Genomic DNA, 18,726 nt, shown 5'->3' on the forward strand with positions numbered 1-18,726 from the left:
GGCGGCAGCCTGTGCGGCCGAGGCACCTTCGAACAGGTAGGCGCGCAGCGCCTCGTAACGGCGGTGGTTCACCTCGGTCGGGGCAGCGAAGAACTCACCACCGGGCCGAGCGGCCCCAGCTGGGGTCGATTCCGCTGCCTGTTCCACCCTTGTACTAGAACAGTCTGGTCGGGGCGGGTCAAGGCGACCCGCCCAGCGAAGCGGAAGCTACTTACAGGGTTGTGATTTGTTCGGATGCACTGCGGCTCTCGCTGCCGTCGGTTGCACAACGTGATACGGATACAGGCTGCGACAGGCAGCGAAACCTACCCCAGCCGGTGCTGGAAGTAATTACCTCAGAAGCCGAAGCCGCAGAGAGACAAAGCCAATCGGGCACTACCCGATCCCAGCCAACGCCAGCCTGATCGCCCATGACGACCTTGCGGGAATCCGCGTTAGCGGTCCTGAACCGAAACCGAACGTCCACTACCCTGGACAACACAGACCCTGCACCGCCCCTGCCAGCCGGCACAGGTGGAGCATCCGAAGTCCTCCCGGTCTCACCGACGTCGAGCCCAGGCATCAACGCACCCACGTGCCACTGCTGTGGATGCGGCAGCTTCCGGCCGCACCTCAGAGATTCGATCTGTCGCCGGCTCCCATCCGGCGAAGACGGCGCGAGTGTGCAGGCTAAATACCGAACAATCATCTCGCACAGTACTTTTCGTGCCACAACAGATCGGGTGCGTAACCCGGTCCCGACCCCGACCGAGGTGTCGAGCCTGCGGCCCTTGGCGGTGGTCCTGACGAACCGCGTCGACTTCGGAGGCTTTCCACCGTCGACAACGTCGCGGGCGCGGGCCTCCTGGGCGTTCAGCGTCTGGTTGTCGCGATTCTTCGAGTACTGCCACACCGCCCGCCAGGAACTCGGGTGCCGGGCCGCATCCCAGGCTGGTTCGGCCCGCATCTTGACGTCGTTGACGGTGCTTCGACCGTTGGTTCCGCAGCCACCGCTCGAAAGAGGCAGAGCCCCACGGAGCCGAGAACCGGCTCCTCGTGGCTACATCTGCTATGTAGAGAAGTTTGTCAAGAGGGCATGGTGAGGCGCCGCCGGGGGGCTACCCCGACGGCGCCTCGTTGCCTCCTCGGCGAGCCTGGGTGGTGAGCGTGTCGTTGAGCGACGCGCGAGCGCGGGCCTCGGGGTGACGGTGTCGATGATCTGATCGTCGGTGAAAACGTCACCGTTCCAATGGAAATGGTTCGCCAAATCAGCCCTGGTAACACGGGAGCCGACGATGAACTTCAGGCCGGTATCGTCGCGGTCCTTGAGGTTGCCGGCCGATAGCATGCCGGCGTCCGCGGCGACGACCATCTCGACACCCGGCGATGTCGTGCCGGGGCTGGAACTGCCTGTCCGATCGAGTTCGAGCAGCGATCGGCTACGCTGGCCACCGCTGCATAGGAATTGGTGTCCACATCTCGGGGGGAACGCCCGACTGAGGTTGCCCCCTTGGAGTGGACACCCCGGACAATGGTTCTGGGAGAGCCAGGAGGGATGTCGAGGTGGGACGCCAGTCTCTGTACACGGAGGAATTCCGGAAAGACGCGGTCGCGCTGTACCGCGCGGCCGACGGCAAACGCACGTACGCGGCGGTGGCCGCGGATGTGGGCATCAGYGGCGAGACGCTACGGACGTGGGTCCGTAAGGACACCGCCCGGAACGGGCGGTCGCAGGACCGCAGTACCGGCGCCGACGGGACCGAGGCGGACGAGCTCGCGCGGCTGCGCGCGGAGAATGCTCGGCTGCGCGGTGCGGAGAAGGAATGGCAGTTCGAACGCGAGATTCTGCGCCGGGCAGCTGCGTATTTCGCATCAATGTCATCCTGGAGAGGTCCGGTGGGATTCGCTCGCTATTTCGCTGCCCCGGCTCGCGGGCTGGTGTTCTCGGCGGGTCGGTGCAACAACACCGCCAGACGGGGGCCGTCGCTCATCGGGACATGGAACGTTTCGGTGGTACGTTCGGTGAACTGCGGGGATGGGCCGTAGGCGGCGAAATCTGCTGCAATTTAGTCACTTTCACCTATTTTGGGCACGACGACGGCCAGGCCAGGCCACGACGGCAACTGCGATCAAACCAGCGAGGAGCCAGCGGATTCTCGACATCATTCCTCCGAGGATGTTGCGGGGACGCGTCCAGCCGGCCGAATGTCAGCTACAGGCAGGACGCTTTTGTTCTGTGTGAAAGCATGGACGGGTAATGCGGGATGTGCGCGCGACGACCGCACCGCACACCAGGCAGGCGAGCGTTCCGACGGCCATCGCCCAGCGCGCGGAGGCACCGTCGATGATCGATCCGGCGATGATCGCCCCGATGGGGGCGATGCCGACACTGCTCATGGTCAGCAGCGCCGAGGACCGGCCGAGTAGATGGGATGGGCTCAGGGTTTGCACGGTGCTGCCCATCGAGCTTTGGAACGAACCCAACCCTAAACCGAGTATTGGTGAAACAACTAGGAAAACAACAATATTCGACGAAAGAGCGGCGCAGGCCAATGCTCCGCCGAGGATCGTGGTGGCGAGCGCGACTACGCGCGGACCCACCGGGGACAGAGTCGAGACGACGAGTCCACCCACGACCGCGCCGACCGCGTTGAGTGCGTGTGCGGCACCGAGCTGCGGGGCACCGGCGCCGAGGCTGATGGTGACCATCGCCGTGACGACCACCATGAAGTTCATCGCCAGCACTGTCACCGCAATGTTGGTCGCGAACAGCCTCCGCAGCGTCCGGTCGGCCAGTAATGTGCCGATGGCACTCCGCGCTCCGTCCGAGTCGGCCGGTCGCACGGGACGCGCCACGAACCGATTCGCGTTCATCGAACACAACGCCACGATCACGAATCCGTAGGTCGCGGCGTTGATGCCGAAACAGGTGGCCGGACCGGCCACTGCGTAGGCGATGCCGGCGATGCCCGGGCCGATCGATCGGGCCGCCGACAGGGCAACGGTATTGAGCGATACCGCCACCCCGAGTTCACGTGCTCCGACGAGTTCGAACAGGAATGCCTGGCCCGTCGTGCGGTCGAAGGCCTGCACCACCCCAGAGAACGCGACGATCGCGAGCAAGACGGGAAGGTTGTCGACGCCGGAGCTCGCCGCAAGGGCTAGCATCGCCGCGGCGAGCGAGGACAGTGCCGCGGTGACGAACAGGATTGACCGGGGACGGAACGTGTCCGCGGCAGCACCGGCGACCGCGGATAGCAGCAGGATCGGCGCGAACTGGCATACCGTGACGAGGGCGAGTGCGCGGGCGCTCTCGGTTTCCTCGACAATCCACAGGCTCAACGCCAGGTTCTGGAACCAGACACCGGTGTTGGACGCGATCTGGCCGCTGAAATAGAGGACGAAGTTGCGCCGACGGAGCGGACGCAGGACAACGGAAGGCATCGGGGTCTCAGCCGAGAACTCTCCTCTCGAGAAAGTCGCCGATCGCGTTCTCGACTACCGTCGCCGTGTCGCCGCGCGAATCCGCGTTACTGGCATTGATTTCGAGTACGGGAATTCCGGCTTGCTCGAGCGCCGCGGTGGTGAAGGTCCCCCCGGGCACGTCGTCGGCCACGAGGTGGACGACCGCATCGACTCCATGGGCGAGCGCCTCCTTCACGTACCACTGCGACGACCACGGCGGTGTGTAGAGCTGGTCGGTGAACCCGACGAACCGGGCCGCGAGGGTCCGCATCGGGTTGTCCCCGTAGCGCGGGTAGCCGTCGGCCGCGATGGCCAGGTACATCGACCACACGAAGACGGCCCCGTACTTCTCCTGGAACCGCTGGTACAGACCGAGGTCGAACCAGAGACCGCGTCCGATCCACATGAGGCGGACCTGCTCGTCCGGGCACACTGCTCGGCGAGCGTGCACGGCCTGCTCGACCTCGTGGTAGAGCGCGCGTGCGGCGTCGCGGGCCCACTCACTGCCGCGGTGCCACTGCGGGATCATCACGGCCGGGATGCTGTCGTTGACGGAAACGGGCGTGGGGCGGGAGGACGCGATCAGGTCCCGTGTCCGCCTGTTCCACTCGGCTTGCTCGTTGACCAGATCCATCACCGCGGCGAGGCGGTCGAGGTCGAACGTGCACCCGGTGCGGTCGGTGAGGAACTCGACGAGTTGCCAATTCTCGTCGGTCATCAGGTCCAGCCGGTCGGCAGCGTACGCCTGATCCCACCGATGCGGGACGAGGTCCCACCAGTTGCCGGGTGCAGTGGTCGCCGAAGATCGCTCGAACGTGAAGAACTCGGTTTCCGGATGCTGCGCCCACAGGTCGAACACCTTCCGGGTGGCGTCCCCACTGCTCTCGGCGATGACGAAGTCCGGTCGGGGCAGCCCACCCCAGGGCGCCTGCTCGGGCGGGAGGTTCATCGAGCCCAGTCCGATCGCGTCGTACTGGTACGAGTCGTCCGGATAGCCCAGCTCGGCGATGGTGTTCAGGCTCGCTGGGCCCAGCCGTTTGGCGGCCACGACGGACGCCCACCACTGGTTGACCACGTAGGGGATCCCCATCGCGCGCAGGATTTCTTGAGGTGCGTCCGCGTTGACCAGCGCAAGCGGGGCGCCGGCGGCCACCTCGGCCCGCATCTGAGCGAACCACTCCTTCTGGTGTGCGGTGGCCGCGGTCGCCGCGGCCAGACGCTCCGGTGAAGCTGTATGTGCTGCGCTCATCGTGCGGATACCTCGCAATCTTCCCTGCTCAGTCGCTGGAGGGCTTCCCTCAGTTCCTCATCCGGCCAGGTGCGAGCGCCCCCGGCCACCTTCTCCGTGCGCACGCCGCCACCGAGTTCCCGGCCCAGTGCGGGAAAGTCCCAGTCCGGTGCGGGATCGTTGCGGCGGACGAGGGACAGGACCGCATCCGCAGCGGCGCGCCGCACACCCTCGGCGCTATAGCCGGCCCGATCGGTCAACCCCGACGTCTGCGCCATCGCCCCGCAATACAGGCGATGCGATGCGATTGCGCTGTGGGCGCGGTCGAGGTCGTCACCTGTCGCCGGCACCGGCCACAGGTCCGCCACCGGATCACCCCAACTGTGGTCGTCGCCCACCAACCGCGCACCCGCCGACTCGAGGGCGATATAGGCGTGGTCGTGGTCGTGTGTGCTGCCGGTGACGAACACGCGCGGCCCCGCCGGGACCGGCGACGGGTCCGCGAGCAAACCCTCCGCCAGTGCGATGCACTCGGTGGGTTCCGCGGTCTGGCTGAGCGCGTACAACCGGAGCGCGTCGACACCCGACACGGTCGGAGTGTCCGATCTCCGTCGTTCGCGGATCTCGACCAGTCGGCCTCCGAGGCGGGCTCGGACATCCTGTGCTGCGAAAAGATTCGCGAGGGTGTGCGACCGACCTGTCCATTGCTCGATGGTCGCGGCCAGCGCTCCGATCTGACTCGTGTTGTATCTGCGGGTCGACTCGCGACGCAGGTGCAGGGCGTCGAGCAGATGGACGGGCGGCGCCGGTCGGCCCTGCGCCGCCAGCGCGCGTAGCACGTAGAACAATCGCAGCGACGCCTGGCTGTCTCGTGACACGACCAGTCCGCGAAGGAAATCGACGTCCCCGGCGAGGATCTGGTCGAGGATCGAGTAGGCGGTCGCGTCGACCGCGCCTCCGAGCAGCGTGATGGCTTCGGGGCTAGGTGGCCGGTCGATGCTGGACAGCCGGTACGCGAGCGCTCCGCAGGTCTCGAGGATCTCGGGCGGCACGTCGGCTCCGACGACCCCGATCACCGCCGTCCCGTCGGCGGCGGCGGTGCGCGCACGATCGAGTCGGCTGTCGTAGTGACTGCGCAGCCGTTCTGATGCGGAGGACACGGTCACAGCGCTCTGGTCTCGACGAGGTCGGCGATGCGCGACTCGTCGTACCCGAGCAAATCTGCCAGGATCTGGGTCGTGTGCTCACCGAGGGCGGGCGCGGGACGGTCGAGCGTGGTCTCGCTGCCGGACATCGTGATCGGCAGCCCGCTCCCGAACAACTCGACCACATTGCCGTAGGTGGGGTGCGTCAGCGGTACCACCTCACCGCGTTCGACGACGATCGGGTCGCGCACCGCGTCACGGGGCGAGCGAACCTCGGCGCATGGCGCGCCGTGGCTTTCGAGGTCCGTGATCACCTTCGCGAGGGGCTTGTCGGCCGCCCACTGTCCGATCATCGCGTGGAGTTCGTCGGCGTTATGGACGCGGCCGTCGCGTCGGGCGAATCTGGGATCGGTCATCAGGTCGGGGCGCCCGATCGCCGTGAGGACTCCGTGTGCGAATCCGTCTGTGGGAGCGCAGATGGCGAAGTAGCCGTCCTCCGCCTCGAAGGTGCCGAACGGGGCGAGTCGCGGCACGAGTGCGCCGGTGCGGGTGGGCAGTCCGATCATCTCGAAGGCGTCGAAGGGTTCTGCGGCGACCATGGAGGTCAGTGCACCGAGCATCGAGACGTCGACGTGCTGTCCACGGCCGGTGCTGTCGGCCTGGATGACGGCGGAGAGGGTGCCGATGACGGCGAACAGGGGCGCGACGAGGTCGCCGATGGGTAGACCGAAGCGGATGGGGGCGTCGCCGGGGTTGCCCGCGGTCATCATCACGCCGCTGAGCGCTTGGATGATGGTGTCCATGGCTTTGCCGGTGCCGGGGCCGCCCTGACTGCCGAACCCGCTGATGGAGGTGTAGACCAACCTGGGGTTGGCGGCGGAGATGGCCGTGTAGTCGATTCCCAGTCGCGCGGTGACACCGGCACTGTAGTTCTCGACGACGATGTCCGCCTGCGTTGCGAGGTCGAGGAAAACCTGTTTGCCGTGCGGGTTCTTGAGGTCGAGGGTGATCGACTCCTTGTTGCGTCCGCGAGAGAGCATCGACACCGACATGTCGTCCGCGCTGGTGCGTTGCACGGACAACCCGTCGGGGGTGACGTATGGCGAATTGTTGCGTGCGGCGTCGCCGCCGCGCTCGGGGTTCTCGATCTTGATCACGCGGGCACCGAGACCGGCGAGGAGCAGAGTCGCGTACGGCCCGGCCAGTGCGGTGGTGAGGTCGAGGACGACCTTTCCGTCGAGGGGTCGCTGAGCCATTATCGGATCCTTTGCTGTGCAGTGGGTGCGGTGACCATCACGAGGTCACCGTCGCGGTGGAAGTCGGTGTCGAAACCGGCTGCGCGGGTGATCGTCTCGATGTATTCGACGACGTCCTCGGTGCGGGGTTCGTCGGCGGTGAGTGGCACCGGTCGCGCGTCGTCGTCGATCCAGCACGGAACGAAGCCGGCGGCGACCAGGCCGTCGGCGTCGAAAGTGCACGTCGCGACGGCGGTGTTGCGGCTCTCGGGGTGGAAGGGATAGGACGGCATTGCTGGATCGGGGCTGAAGCCGAACATTTCCTGTCGGCGGGCGGCCCATGCGCGGCGTTCGGCGGAGTCTCCGCCGACCGGGGAGAGCGCGTGGGTGACCGTGACGAAGTTGCCGAGGCCGTGGAAGATCGGTTTTCCGCGGTAGAACTCGATGCCGCGCATGATGTGGGCGTGATGCCCGATCACCAGGTCGGCGCCTGCGTCGATCGCTGTGTAGGACACTGGGGACTCGTAGTCGGCGAGGACCGCCGGGGTATGCCCGATTCCCTTGTGCAGTGCGACGACGAGGATGTCGACCTGGGGTCGCAACGCGGAGATGTCCGCCTTCATTTGAGCGAGACTGTCCGGTGCCGCGAACGTGTAGACGGTCGGTGGTCCACCCGGGGTGGCGGAGTCGAGTTCGTAGTGAGTGAGTACCTTCACGTACGCGGCACCGGCCTTCTGGGATGCCGCCCAGGACTCGCGCGGTCCGACGCAGTTGTAGCTGAGTACCCCGACGCGCAGTCCGGCCGCCTCGGTGATGGCCGGTTCTCGGGCCACGGCGAGGTTCGCTCCCCCACCTGCGGTCCGCAGGCCGGCCTTGCGCGAGTAGGTGATGGTGTCGAGCACACCCTCGGTACCGACGTCGTAGAAGTGGTTTCCCGCGAGGGTGACGACATCGAATCCCGCCGCTGCCACCGCCTTGAGCGCCTGCGGGTCTGCCGGCGGTGCCGGCACGTCGGTGCTCGCTTGCACGGTGCTGGTCGAGTGCGGCACCTCGATGTGCCCGATGGCGACGTCTGCCGACCGGAACAGGTGTGCGCTCGGCGCGAAGTAGAAGGCGGGGTCGGGTTCGTCGAGGACGAGGTCACCGACAGCCATGACGGTGCAGGTCTGGCTCACTGCGACTCCTTCACGAGTTCACGCTCACGGCTTGCTGTCTGCGACTGGGTGAATCGGCTCAGGAATCGCTGCAGGCGTTCTGTTTGGGGGCGTTCGAAGAACTCTTCGGTGGTGTTTTGCTCCACCACCTTGCCCGCGACCATGAACACGCAGCGGTCGGCGACCTGGCGAGCGAACTCCATCTCGTGGGTGACAACGATCATCGTCAGCCCGGCTCGGGCGAGATCTTTGATGACACCGAGCACTTCGTCGACCAGTTCGGGATCGAGTGCGCTGGTCGGCTCGTCGAACAGCAGCACTCGCGGACGGGTGGCCACCGCCCGCGCGATCGCAACCCGCTGTTGCTGCCCACCCGACAGTTGCCGAGGGTGGGCCTGCGCCTTGTCGGGCAGTCCGACCTTCTCGAGCAAGGTCTCGGCACGGACCCGGGCGTCCTCACGCGAGAATCCGTGGACCGCGACGGCCGCCTCGGTGATATTGCGCAGCACGGTCCAGTGCGGGAAGAGGTTGAACTGTTGGAACACCATTCCCATGCGTCGTCGTTGTTGGGCGACCTGTTCGTCGGTGAGTGGGCGCAGGGCTCCGTGCCGCTGCGCGAAACCCAGCAGTTCGCCGTCGAGGTACATGGCGCCGCCGTCGATCTTCTCGAGTTGGTCGATGCAGCGGACCAGGGTCGACTTACCGGAACCGGAGGGGCCGAGGATCACCACGACCTCACCTTCGGCCACATCGAGGGCCACTCCGTCGAGCGCGGTCGTGCCGTGATAGGTCTTGCGTAGGTTTGTCACCCGGACGACGGGGGTGGTTCGGTCGGTCATCGCGAGGCCCTTCCTCGAAGAAACGTGGTGCGCCAGGGGGTGGTACCGCCTTCGTCACGGCGCTGACCCTTGCCGTACCGGCGTTCGAGTCGGCGTTGAATAAAAGTGAGCAGCGAGACGACGACCAGGTACCAGATGCAGGCCACCAGCAGCAGCGGAACCACCTGGTAAGTGCGGTTGTAGATCAGCTGCACGGAGAAGAGGAGGTCGGTCATGGCGATCACCGAGACCAGGGAGGTGCCTTTGAGTAGCGAGATGAACTGGTTTCCGGTGGGGGGAACGATCACGCGCATGGCCTGCGGCAGGATGATGCGCGAGAAGGTCCGCCACCCGGTGAAGCCCATGGCGCGTGCGGCGTCGCGCTGGCCGGCGTCGACCGCGCCGAGCCCGGACCGGATGATCTCGGACATGTACGCGGCCTCGTGCAGGCTCAGGCCGATCAGGGCTGCGGTGAGCGGACTGATCAGTGCGGTCGACGACCACGACCCGAACGTGGGTCCGAACGGGATTCCCACGGAAATTTCCGGTAGTAGGTAGGCCAGGTTGAACCAGAAGATCAACTGCACCAGCGGCGGAATGCCGCGGAAGACGCCGACATAGGCCTGGCACACAATTCGTACGGGCCAGAAGTCGCTGGCATGGCCGGCCGCGAGGGCGATGCCCAACAGTGATCCGACCGTCATGCCGACGATGGTGATGAACACCGACATCGCCAGACCCTGCAGCACCGTCGGGTAGAACAGGTAGCCCCAGACGATGTCCCAGGCGAACCGTTCGTTGGTCACCACGAAGTTGACGAATTGTGCGGCCAGAACCAGGAGGATCACCGAGATGATCCACCGGGCGGGGCGCAGGCGTGGGCGGGCCCGGGCGACGTCGGTCTCGTCGGGTTTCGGTCCGGTGTGAGGTTCCGCGGACACTGGGGCGGTCATCGAGTTTCCCTGCTCTTCGGACATGACGGGGGTAGACAGGCGCGGGTTCATGCGGCCGGAGTGGGGTTGAGAGCCGGAGCGGGAATGGCGATGTCCTCGAGCTGCCACTTCTTCACCAGCTCTTGGTATTGACCGTCCTCGAACAGCAACTTGAACGCCTCGTAGAAGACCGGTCCGAGTTCATTGGTCTTCGGCGTCAGGAGAACGAGCTGGTCGGCGAGTGCGCCCTGTTCCTCGGTTTGGGCGACGGTACGCCACGTGTTCGGTTGCGCCGCTGCCGTATCGATCGCACCGCTCTGTGTCAGTGCCGCCGAATCGGCCCGGCCGGATTGCACCGCCAGCAGCGTCGCGTTGGTGTCGGCGAGACCGACAAACTCCACCCCCGGCTGCCCCTTGGCAGCGCACCAATCGGACAGTTTGTGGACCTGTTCCTCGGTGATCGATCCGACGACCCCTGCGGACCGGGTTCCGCAGAGCGCGTCGGCGTTCTCTGCGTCGATGCCCCCGTTCATCGGGATGAGGTAGGAGGTGCGGCTGGTCAACCATTGGACACCGTCGAATTGTGCGAGCCGGTCCGGTGTCGCCTTCACAGGGCCGTTGAAGGCGTCATACCGGCCGGCGAGCATCCCGGACAGCATGGCGGGAAGACCGCTGGTGATCTCCGTCCGCACGGGAACTCCCAGCACTCCCGACAGCGCCTGCTGGACGTCGGGGTCCATCCCGGTGACCGTTTGGCCGTCTGGTCCGACGGTCCGGTACGGCGGGTGCGAGTCGCCGGCGAAGACGATCTCCCCCTTGTCCTTGATCGCCTGGGGCAGTTGGTCGTACAGGACGCCGGCGTTGGCACCCGGGCCTGACAACTTCTCGGTGTCGGCGGTCTTCTGATCGATCGACGTACAACCAGCCAGTGCCAGCGCCGACAAGGCGACGGCGGTGCAGAAGGTTTTCGAACGAGTGAGCCTCATTGGTCCCTCACTTGATGGTCGAGAGGCCCCGAGACCCAAACAAGTCCCTGAAGCCGGAGAGTGACGCGTGCAACAGGGATGAAGTTAGTTTAATACTCGACTTCCGTCAATCATTTGACGAAAGTTGCTAAATCGCCGAGTTCGCGGCGCGCATATCGAGGCGGTCCCCGGCCTCCATCCGGGCCACCGGGTCGAGCTGGTCGTGCAGCCCACGGAACTGGCGCTGCGCCGGTGCCGCGGGCCAGTCCGCGGGAAGGTGCTCGAGCGGCAATCGGGGGTCCTGCCGAATCACCTCGAGCCACTCGGTGACCAGCACCAACTGTGTGGCCAACGCGCCGCCCGAACGACTGTCCGGATCGCTCCACCGGTCGAGGAACTGCGTATAGCGATCGGCGATTCCCGCGATGTCCCAGGCGTCGCGCAGCATCGCGGGCACATCCATTCCGGACTCGGCCCGGCTGTAGAACACGCGCACCTTGTCGCCACCCTCGACCCCGTCGAGGATGTCGGTGACGTCACGTGTGGACGGCGAAATCCACAGTCCCCCTTGTAAGGACCCGAATCCCGCCCACTGCAGGCGCGCCCGGAGTTCGTGGCGCTGCTTCTGCCAGGAATCAGGGAAACTGAAGCTGAGGAGGGTCCACGTTCCGTCCCAGTCGTTTCCGACGGCTCCGGTGCGCCAGATTCGAACGTGACCGTCCTGCAAGATCGCTTCCGCGCGTGAGGTGAGTCCGACGTACGAGTGTCGCCCGTGCCGGCACTTCGTCAGTAGTCCGCGCTTGACCATCCGGTCGAGCGCGGAGCGTGTGGCATGTTCGCCGACGCCCACCGACGTCAGGACATCGAGGACGCTCGACGTGCCGACAAGGACGTCGCGGCCAAGGACGTAGCGTCCGAGGACCGTCAGCAGAACGCTCTGCGCCTTCACTCCAGCGGCAGAGTCATCATGCAGATCCATTGCGCTCGTCATGGAAATGACAATACTCCGCATCGCCACGGAAAGTCATCACGGCGCGCGGAAGAACGCCCATGCGCTCCACCCGTCGGGCTCATGGGTTGGGCCAATCCCACCAAGCGGTAGCTGCGCGATCGACTCCTTCTTCTCAATGTGCGACAAACCATACACCGAACGGACATTGTTTTGCATTTCTTTTCTCCAGGGCGTTATTGCGCTGACCGGAGTCCCTGAAGCCCACCGCTACTCTGTGACAGTGAGTGACAGCTCTACGCGGCCGCAGTACCAAAATTCCCAGCGACTCCTGACCGCCCTGCTCGGCGACTACTGGTTCTGGCGCCGCGAGCCGTTGCCGTCGCGCGTGTTGGTCGACCTGCTCGCCGAATTCGGGCTGGCAGAACCTGCTGCTCGCGCCGCGATCCGTCGCCTTGCCGCGCGCGACCTCGTCACCGTCTCGAAAGTCGGCAGGACCACCTTCTACGGCGTCCCACCCAAGACCGAGGACCTGGCGATGAGACGGCTCACCCGCATCTTCCGCTTCGGCGCAGGAGACCGCGCGTGGGACGGCCTGTGGACGTTCGTCATGTTCTCCGTGCCGGAGGAGCAGCGTGAGCTCCGACGAATCCTCCGCACACGGATGCGAACCCTCGGCCTCGGCCCTCTCTACGACGGTGTCTGGGTCTCACCGTGGGACCTCACCCAGGACGCGTGCACGACGCTGGCAGCCGTCGGCGTCGAGCGCGCGACGGTCAGTCGGGCCCAGATAACGGAGTACGACGCCCTGGACGGCAACCCCGTCGGCGCGTGGGACCTGCACGCCCTCGCGCGGGAGTACGACAGCTTCGTCGACGACGCCGCACAGTTACACGCCCGGATCCAGCGGATCACCCCTGCCGAGGCGTTGATCATCCGAACGAAGGTAATGGCGCGGTGGCGAAGCTTCCTCGACATCGACCCCGATCTCCCGGCCGAGATCTTGCCCCGGCCGTGGCCACGCGACAATGCACGGCGCAGCTTCATCGACATCTACGACAGCCTCGGTCCGCTCGCGGAAACGCGAATGCGGGAGATCGTAAAACGTCACGCGCCCGAACTCGCCGACCTCGCCGTGCACCGCACGAGTACCGATCTCCGTCGCGGCGCGCACCCCCTCGGTGACCACCCGGCGGCTGGACACAAATGACACACCGGATCCAAAGGCGGCAATGACCTTGCTTCCATAGGCGTCCACTCGGAGCGGTCAGTGAGGCGTGTGCGGGCGCCGCAGACAAGGACAGGGCGGCGGCCGCCGTCGATGCGACGAGAGCGAGACGCAGAAGCCGAGGCATTAGCCCTATGGTGGTGCGGGCCCGACCCACAAACCATGCTCGCAGGTCACACAGTGTCGTCCCGGCCTTTCCGCCGGGTTCTCTCGCGGCGCGCATGTCTGGCCAGCAGATGCTTCCGGCTGTTCGGGGCGCGGAACATCTCGTCGAGCATCCGGTTCTCGATGTTGCCGTGGAAGTGGAGGATGCGTGTGGCGGCCAGAGACACCAGCTCCTGGCGGTTCGAGCCGAGCCGGTCGGCGAGGGCGTCGAGGTGCGCGAGGAGTTCGTCGTCGAGGGCGACGTCGACCCGGGCCGTGCGCGGCGGGGCGGCGACGCGGCGGGCCTGTGCAAGATCGACATCAGCGTGCGGATAGCCGATGAGGTGGCGGATCCCGACCCGGAGCAGCGCGGACATCCGGCGGGGACCGTACTCGTCCGCCATCTCCTCCAGTCGGCGTTTGGTGTCCTCGCCGAACCGGAAGACGTGCCGTTTCCCGAACGGGTTCCCCTGCGGGCTCGGCGCCCGAAGGGGCGTGTGGGCGGGTAGTTTGGCGGCCGCGGTCTGCTGGCGGCGGGTGTTGCGGGCGAGGAGCCTGGCCCGGTTGGCGTCCCCGCGGTAGATCTCCTCGGTCACCGCCTCCTCGAGGTCACGCGGATTCGCCAGCAGCTGGCGGGCGGCCAGGCGCATGAGTTCGGCGCGGTTCGAGTCGAGCCGTTCGGCGAGGGCGTCGAGCTGGTCGCGCAGGTCGTCGTCGAAGTGCACGTTCGTACGCGGGCCGAGGGTCTCCGGGGCCAGGTCCCGGGCGGCACCGATCGTGCCCAGGTCAGCAGCGAGATCACCCGGATCATCGAGGAGACGGCGCACCGCCACCCGGATCGCCGCGGCGGTAAGGGCGTCACCGTTGCGGCCGATGAGCCGGTCGAGTCGGTCGAGGGTGGAGCGGTTGACGTACACGCGGATGCTGGACGTGAGATCGGTGCGGGCGTCTTCGCGGAGCACCGGTTGCCGGAACCGTCCCGCCGCGGTGAGGAAGCGGTGCAGAGCAACGCGGACGATCGCGCTCCGGTCGGTGTGCAACTCGCGGGCGAGTTCATTGAGGCGTGTGCTGGTGGCGGGGTCGAGGTCCAGAGGTCGCTCCGCCCACGGGATGCGGCGGGCGTCGGCGGACGCCCGGCGGGCCTGGTCCAGGGCCTGCGGCACCCGGTCGGGGTCGGCGAGAAGTCGCCGGGCTGCCACCCGCACCAGCGCCCCGAAGCGGCGGGGCCCGATGCCGTCGGCGTACTCCTCGAGGCGTTGTTTGGTCGTCGGATCGAACCGGAGCGGGATCGGCTCCCCCACCGGTACGCGGCCCATGTTCGTCTCGCTCATCAGCGGTCATTGTTCCGGTACTCCCGGGGACGTCGATTCGCACCCCATGGCATTGACCGCGCTGCGCGCTGCAGCGGTCATCGTGAGCCGGGTGAGCCTGTCGCTGCGAAGTGTGGTGCCCCGGTATCCGAGGGAGTGGATCTATGGTGCGGCGCGGGCGTCTGATCGATCGGGCGACACCGCGGGCCGTTGATTGTTCGGCGACAATGGGCAGAGTATGGTGCCCGATACACTTCTCGCCACTCAGTCACCGTGCGCCGCAGATTGCCTGCGGGGTAGTTGATTTCGATATCAATGGATCTGCCCGGGGTGGACCGATGTCATGGGGGTCACTGATCGGTGTCGGCGCGTGCGGTCGGGGACTCCGCCAGGTGGGTGAGGGTCTCCCCCACTGCGGAGGCGAGTTCATCGTCGGTGGGGACGAGTTCCCTCACGGGTGCGGGCAGGGTGTCGTAGGTGTAGTCGGCGACCGCCAACGGTGCGGTGGTTCCGGCCAGGGAGTAGCGGACGACGTTGTCGTTTCGTCCGGCGCACAGCAGGATCCCGATGGTCGGTGCGTGCTTGTTGTGGTCGCGCAGGTTGTCGTCGATCCAGGAGACGTAAAAGCCGAGCTTGCCGACGTACTCGGGTTCGAACCGGCCGACCTTCAGCTCGACKACGACGAAGCGGGCCTGGATCCAGTTGAAGAACAGCAGGTCGATGTAGAAGTCGTCRCCGTCGACGTCGAAGTGGTACTGCCGGCCGACGAACGCGAAGCCGTGCCCGAGYTCGAGCAGSAACCGYTCCAACCGGGCCATCAGCGCCGCCTCGAGCTCACGCTCGGCGACCCTATCGGTCAGGTCCAGGAAGTCGAAGACGTACGGGTCGCGGACCAGTTGCTGCGCCAGGTCGGAGTCACCGGTGGGCAGGTGGTCGGTGAAGTTCGATGGTGCTGCCCCGATCCGCTGGTCGAGTCGGTTCCGGATCTGATGGGATAGGACGTTGCGGGACCAGCCCCGCTCGAACGCCGCCGCGGCGTACCAGTCGCGGGAGGCCTGGTCGTCGAGACGGTCGATCAGCACGGTCACGTGCCCCCACGGAATTTGTCCAACAGCTTGTTGGACGAATGCGCTCCGGGGCCATGCCGAGGCGATTTTCCTCATGTAATGCAGGTTGCTGCGGGAGAACCCGCGCATCTCGGGGAACTCCGTACGCAGGTCGACGGCGAGCCGGTCGATGACCTTGCTTCCCCACCCCTCGGCGGCCTGGCGGTCCAGGATCGCGCGGCCGAGGTCCCAGTACAGCAGCAGCAACTCGGTGTTGACCACCCGTGTGGCCCGGACCCGTGCTTGGCGGACCTGGGTTTTGAGGTGATCGAGGAAGTCGCGGTAGTCGTCGGGCAGCAGTGGAGAATCGCTCACCCGCCCATCCTCCCGTACGCCGGGGACACGACCGCGGGGGCGCCGTCGATCCGAACCATGCGAGAGGCTCCCGCGTAGGCGACCTACGGATCGATCGCGGGGGTAAGGAGCGTGGCCAGTTGTTTGCGGGCGCGGTGGATCCGGGTTTTCACGGTCGCCACGGTGACGCCTTGGTGTTCGGCGATGTCGGCGTAGGGCAGGGAGGCGAACTCGGCGAGCACGATGGCGACGCGGAAGTCTTCGGGGAGTTGGGACAGGGCGCGGCGGACCGCGTCGACGGTGGTGATCTGCTCGTCGAATCGGGGTGCGGGGTCTTCGAGCACGATGCCGTAGTCGCCATCGGTGTCGTCGAGGCTGTCGGTGTTCTTGCGGCGTCGGACGACGGCGAGGGCGGCGTTGGCGGCGATGCGGTGCAGCCAGGTGTTGAAGCGGGCGTCGCCGCGGAACTTGGGGAGGTTCTGCCAGGCGGCGGTGAGTGCGTCCTGCAGGGCGTCTTCGGCGTCGTGGGTGTTGCCGGTGATCTGCAGGCACACGTGCCAGGCGTTGGTGCGGTAGCGGCCGACGAGTTCGGCGAAGGCGTGGTGATCGCCGGCCCGGCACGCGGCGATCAGGTCCGCGTCGTCCATGTCTGGTCCCCCCGTGCCGTGATCACTGTCGTTGCCGCCCCCGGGCGCCGAGGGAATCGTACCCGCCGTCACATACAGCCGCCCGAGCCAGGAATGCGGTCCCAGACCGGGGCCCGGGGGTGGTGGGGGCGTGCTGGTTGGTCAGAGCGGGTCGATGTCGTGGTGCCCGCCGAGGTCGATGCCGGGATCGGCCCCGTCCTCGGCGCCGAGGGCGGACGGGTCGACGCTGTCGTCGCCGAGATCGAGATCCTGCCCGGCGGGTCGGTGCAAATCCGTGTCCTCGTCGGCGTCGGGTTCGAGGTTCAGGCCTGGGAGGTTGCCGTCGTCAGCATCGGCGTCGGTGTCGAGGTCGGCCTCGTCGTCGTCGAGCAAGATGATCTCGTCGTCCTCGGGCACGACCGGGATATCGTCCATCTCGGGGACGAGGTCGGCGTCGACGGGTGCGGTGGTGGGATCGAGGGCGACCTCGAGGGCGCGGGCCCACACATCGTCGGGCACGGGCGGCAACGCACCCGATACCCCCAGTGCCGCAAGGACGGAGTCGTCGTCGTCCACTGCTGCTCTCACCTCGTTTCCTCGAGTAGGTCGGCGCCGCCACCGACACCCACCCTGGTTGGATGCACCGGTGCGGCGAAAGGTTCCCGCCGATCGCCGGCATCGTTCCGATCACCGTCACCGGGGTCGGTGTGGCCTCTCCAGTGTGCACGCCCCACGCGTGGTCGGCTGGTAGCGGCTACCGCGACAGGTCGATCATCGCCCACCGGCGATCGGGTGCGGCCACCGCCGCCGCCACCGGGTCCGGGTGGTCGGCCAGGTCGGGATCGGGGGTGTCAGCGACCAGCAGTTTGTGACCCGAGTCCGCCCAGGCGTCCTCGAACTGGTCGATGGGCACCTCGAGTTGGTTGCCGTCCGGGGCGCCGGGATCGGAGAGGATGACCACGCCGCGGGTTTCGTCGATGCCGGCGACGACGAGGAAGTGGTCGGCCGTCTCGTCTTCCCCAGCTTCTTGATCGGGGTTCCAGATCTCCCCGGAGTCGACCATCGCGATTACCCCGTAGCCGTCCTCGAGCGTGGTTTTCAGGTCGTCGATCGAGCCGTCCTGCACGGTGCAGGGCACCCCTTGGTCTTCGAGGAGGATCTCGAGGTTCGGCAAGGTCATGCCCTGCGCAGGGTCGCCGTCCTGCATGAGTCCGAGTTCAAGGGCCCGGTCCACCAACTGTTGGGGGTCGTCGATGACGACGCCGGTGTACTGGGCGATCACCTGCGCGGCGCTCGATGGCCCGCAGTAGCCGTCGACCTGTTGGAAGAACCAGTTCACCGACCATTCCACCGGGTCCCCGTACATGCCGTCCTCGCCCGTTCCGTCGATCGGGGACTCCGGGGTGGTGCCCTGCTCGGCCGCCGGTTCGGGCGCGTCCTGCGGCGTCGGGGGTTCGGCGGGGTCCGGGTCGAGTGCGCTCAGGTCGATGACGGACAGATCCACCGGTCCCGGCCCGTCCGCGATGACCGCGAACGGGTCGTCGTCGACCGGTTCGGGGATCGCGTCGATAATCTCGTCGATCGGACCCGGTTCGCCGAGGTAGGCGTCGTCGGGTGGGATGGCGGACCAGGCTGCTGCGTCCAGATCCGCGGCGATGTCGTCCATTCGGTGCTCTCCCGGTGTGTGGTTCGGCCGCAACGTAAATCGTGGGCGGCGAGGTGCCCTGCACCCATCCGCCCAGCGGCAGGCTGGTGGGTGCCGACGGCACGGCGCCCCGATGCGGGAGTCAGGCCAGGTCGGTGGCCGTCGGGTCGGCCGGCGGCTCGGCCAGGTACGTTCCGGCCTGCTCGTGGTAGTGGTCCTCGGCGGGGATGAGGGCTTCGAACTGCTCGATCGATCCGAGGTGCCCGTCGGTGGCGGTGTCGAAGGATTCCTGGGTGCCGTCGTTGTCGGTGTCGGCGGTGCGCAGGTCGAAGGTGCCGTCACCGTTGGTGTCGACCAGGGTGTCGTTGGTGATGGAGTCGAGGTCGGTGTCGAGGAGGGCGGTGTCGAAGCGGCCGTCGCCGTTGCTGTCGATCAGGTGCACGTCCGGGTTGCCGTCGGCGGTGGTGTCGAGCCGGGAGTCGGTGATCCGGCCGTCCTCGATG

15 protein-coding genes and 4 pseudogenes are annotated in these 18,726 nt (G+C 66.8%); 2 read left to right on the forward strand and 17 right to left on the reverse strand.

The window, feature by feature from the left end; all coding sequences use genetic code 11:
* Positions 1–748: 748 nt before the first annotated feature.
* A pseudogene (locus AC1DWT_RS41495) lies at positions 749–970 on the reverse strand (IS1634 family transposase); the annotation flags it as partial.
* 204 nt (positions 971–1,174) lie between these two features.
* Positions 1,175–1,360 (reverse strand): annotated as a pseudogene (locus tag AC1DWT_RS41500) (IS1634 family transposase); the annotation flags it as partial.
* A 182-nt stretch (positions 1,361–1,542) separates the two neighbouring features.
* Here AC1DWT_RS41500 and AC1DWT_RS41505 point away from each other — a divergent pair.
* Positions 1,543–1,850 (forward strand): annotated as a pseudogene (locus AC1DWT_RS41505) (transposase); the annotation flags it as partial.
* Positions 1,851–2,187: 337 nt separating this feature from the next.
* Here AC1DWT_RS41505 and AC1DWT_RS41510 read toward each other — a convergent pair.
* The 9 genes from AC1DWT_RS41510 to AC1DWT_RS41550 all read right to left on the reverse strand — a co-directional run bounded on the left by AC1DWT_RS41510 (position 2,188) and on the right by AC1DWT_RS41550 (position 11,912).
* Positions 2,188–3,423 carry an MFS transporter gene (locus AC1DWT_RS41510; protein WP_477925139.1) on the reverse strand — a complete coding sequence of 412 codons (1,236 nt, stop codon included), beginning with the start codon at positions 3,421–3,423 and terminating at the stop codon, positions 2,188–2,190.
* 7 nt (positions 3,424–3,430) lie between these two features.
* Positions 3,431–4,693, reverse strand: coding sequence for a 2-hydroxyacyl-CoA dehydratase (locus tag AC1DWT_RS41515; protein ID WP_477925141.1), 1,263 nt, complete (start codon positions 4,691–4,693; stop codon positions 3,431–3,433).
* Positions 4,690–5,832 carry a 2-hydroxyacyl-CoA dehydratase gene (locus tag AC1DWT_RS41520; protein ID WP_477925143.1) on the reverse strand — a complete coding sequence of 381 codons (1,143 nt, stop codon included), beginning with the start codon at positions 5,830–5,832 and terminating at the stop codon, positions 4,690–4,692. Before AC1DWT_RS41520 ends, AC1DWT_RS41515 begins: the two co-directional genes overlap by 4 nt.
* Before the next feature lie 2 nt (positions 5,833–5,834).
* Positions 5,835–7,073 carry a CaiB/BaiF CoA transferase family protein gene (locus tag AC1DWT_RS41525; RefSeq protein ID WP_477925145.1) on the reverse strand — a complete coding sequence of 413 codons (1,239 nt, stop codon included), beginning with the start codon at positions 7,071–7,073 and terminating at the stop codon, positions 5,835–5,837.
* Positions 7,073–8,227: a CapA family protein gene (locus tag AC1DWT_RS41530; protein WP_477925147.1), complete on the reverse strand. Its 1,155-nt coding sequence runs from the start codon at positions 8,225–8,227 to the stop codon at positions 7,073–7,075. The genes AC1DWT_RS41525 and AC1DWT_RS41530 overlap by 1 nt, the downstream gene beginning before the upstream one ends.
* A complete protein-coding gene (locus AC1DWT_RS41535) occupies positions 8,224–9,045 on the reverse strand; it encodes an amino acid ABC transporter ATP-binding protein (protein WP_477925149.1) in 822 nt (273 codons plus the stop codon). Before AC1DWT_RS41535 ends, AC1DWT_RS41530 begins: the two co-directional genes overlap by 4 nt.
* Positions 9,042–9,977: an amino acid ABC transporter permease gene (locus tag AC1DWT_RS41540; protein WP_477925151.1), complete on the reverse strand. Its 936-nt coding sequence runs from the start codon at positions 9,975–9,977 to the stop codon at positions 9,042–9,044. Before AC1DWT_RS41540 ends, AC1DWT_RS41535 begins: the two co-directional genes overlap by 4 nt.
* A 47-nt stretch (positions 9,978–10,024) precedes the next feature.
* Positions 10,025–10,942, reverse strand: coding sequence for a transporter substrate-binding domain-containing protein (locus AC1DWT_RS41545; protein ID WP_477925153.1), 918 nt, complete (start codon positions 10,940–10,942; stop codon positions 10,025–10,027).
* Between the two features lie 127 nt (positions 10,943–11,069).
* Positions 11,070–11,912, reverse strand: coding sequence for a PaaX family transcriptional regulator (locus AC1DWT_RS41550; protein WP_477925155.1), 843 nt, complete (start codon positions 11,910–11,912; stop codon positions 11,070–11,072).
* Positions 11,913–12,153: 241 nt separating this feature from the next.
* On the opposite strand from AC1DWT_RS41550, the gene AC1DWT_RS41555 reads away from it, so the two are divergent.
* Entirely contained in the window at positions 12,154–13,080 is a 927-nt protein-coding gene (locus AC1DWT_RS41555; RefSeq protein ID WP_477925157.1) for a PaaX family transcriptional regulator, read from the forward strand.
* Positions 13,081–13,271: 191 nt separating this feature from the next.
* On the opposite strand, the gene AC1DWT_RS41560 is transcribed toward AC1DWT_RS41555, so the two are convergent.
* The 6 genes and pseudogenes from AC1DWT_RS41560 to AC1DWT_RS41585 form a co-directional block, all read right to left on the reverse strand.
* Positions 13,272–14,573 (reverse strand): ribbon-helix-helix protein, CopG family, encoded by a 1,302-nt coding sequence (locus AC1DWT_RS41560; protein WP_477925159.1) that lies wholly within the window; start codon positions 14,571–14,573, stop codon positions 13,272–13,274.
* Between the two features lie 329 nt (positions 14,574–14,902).
* On the reverse strand, positions 14,903–15,973 hold the full coding sequence (locus tag AC1DWT_RS41565) for a PDDEXK nuclease domain-containing protein (RefSeq protein ID WP_477925161.1): 1,071 nt from the start codon (positions 15,971–15,973) through the stop codon (positions 14,903–14,905).
* 83 nt (positions 15,974–16,056) lie between these two features.
* Positions 16,057–16,599, reverse strand: a complete 543-nt coding sequence (locus tag AC1DWT_RS41570; RefSeq protein ID WP_477925163.1) for an RNA polymerase sigma factor — start codon at positions 16,597–16,599, stop codon at positions 16,057–16,059.
* Between the two features lie 141 nt (positions 16,600–16,740).
* Positions 16,741–17,166, reverse strand: coding sequence for a hypothetical protein (locus tag AC1DWT_RS41575; protein ID WP_477925165.1), 426 nt, complete (start codon positions 17,164–17,166; stop codon positions 16,741–16,743).
* Positions 17,167–17,332: 166 nt separating this feature from the next.
* Complete coding sequence (locus tag AC1DWT_RS41580) at positions 17,333–18,244, reverse strand: C39 family peptidase (RefSeq protein ID WP_477925167.1); 912 nt, start codon at positions 18,242–18,244, stop codon at positions 17,333–17,335.
* A 121-nt stretch (positions 18,245–18,365) separates the two neighbouring features.
* Positions 18,366–18,726 (reverse strand): annotated as a pseudogene (locus tag AC1DWT_RS41585) (hypothetical protein); the annotation flags it as partial.

The organism is Rhodococcus sp. P4_B6, from assembly GCF_056402215.1.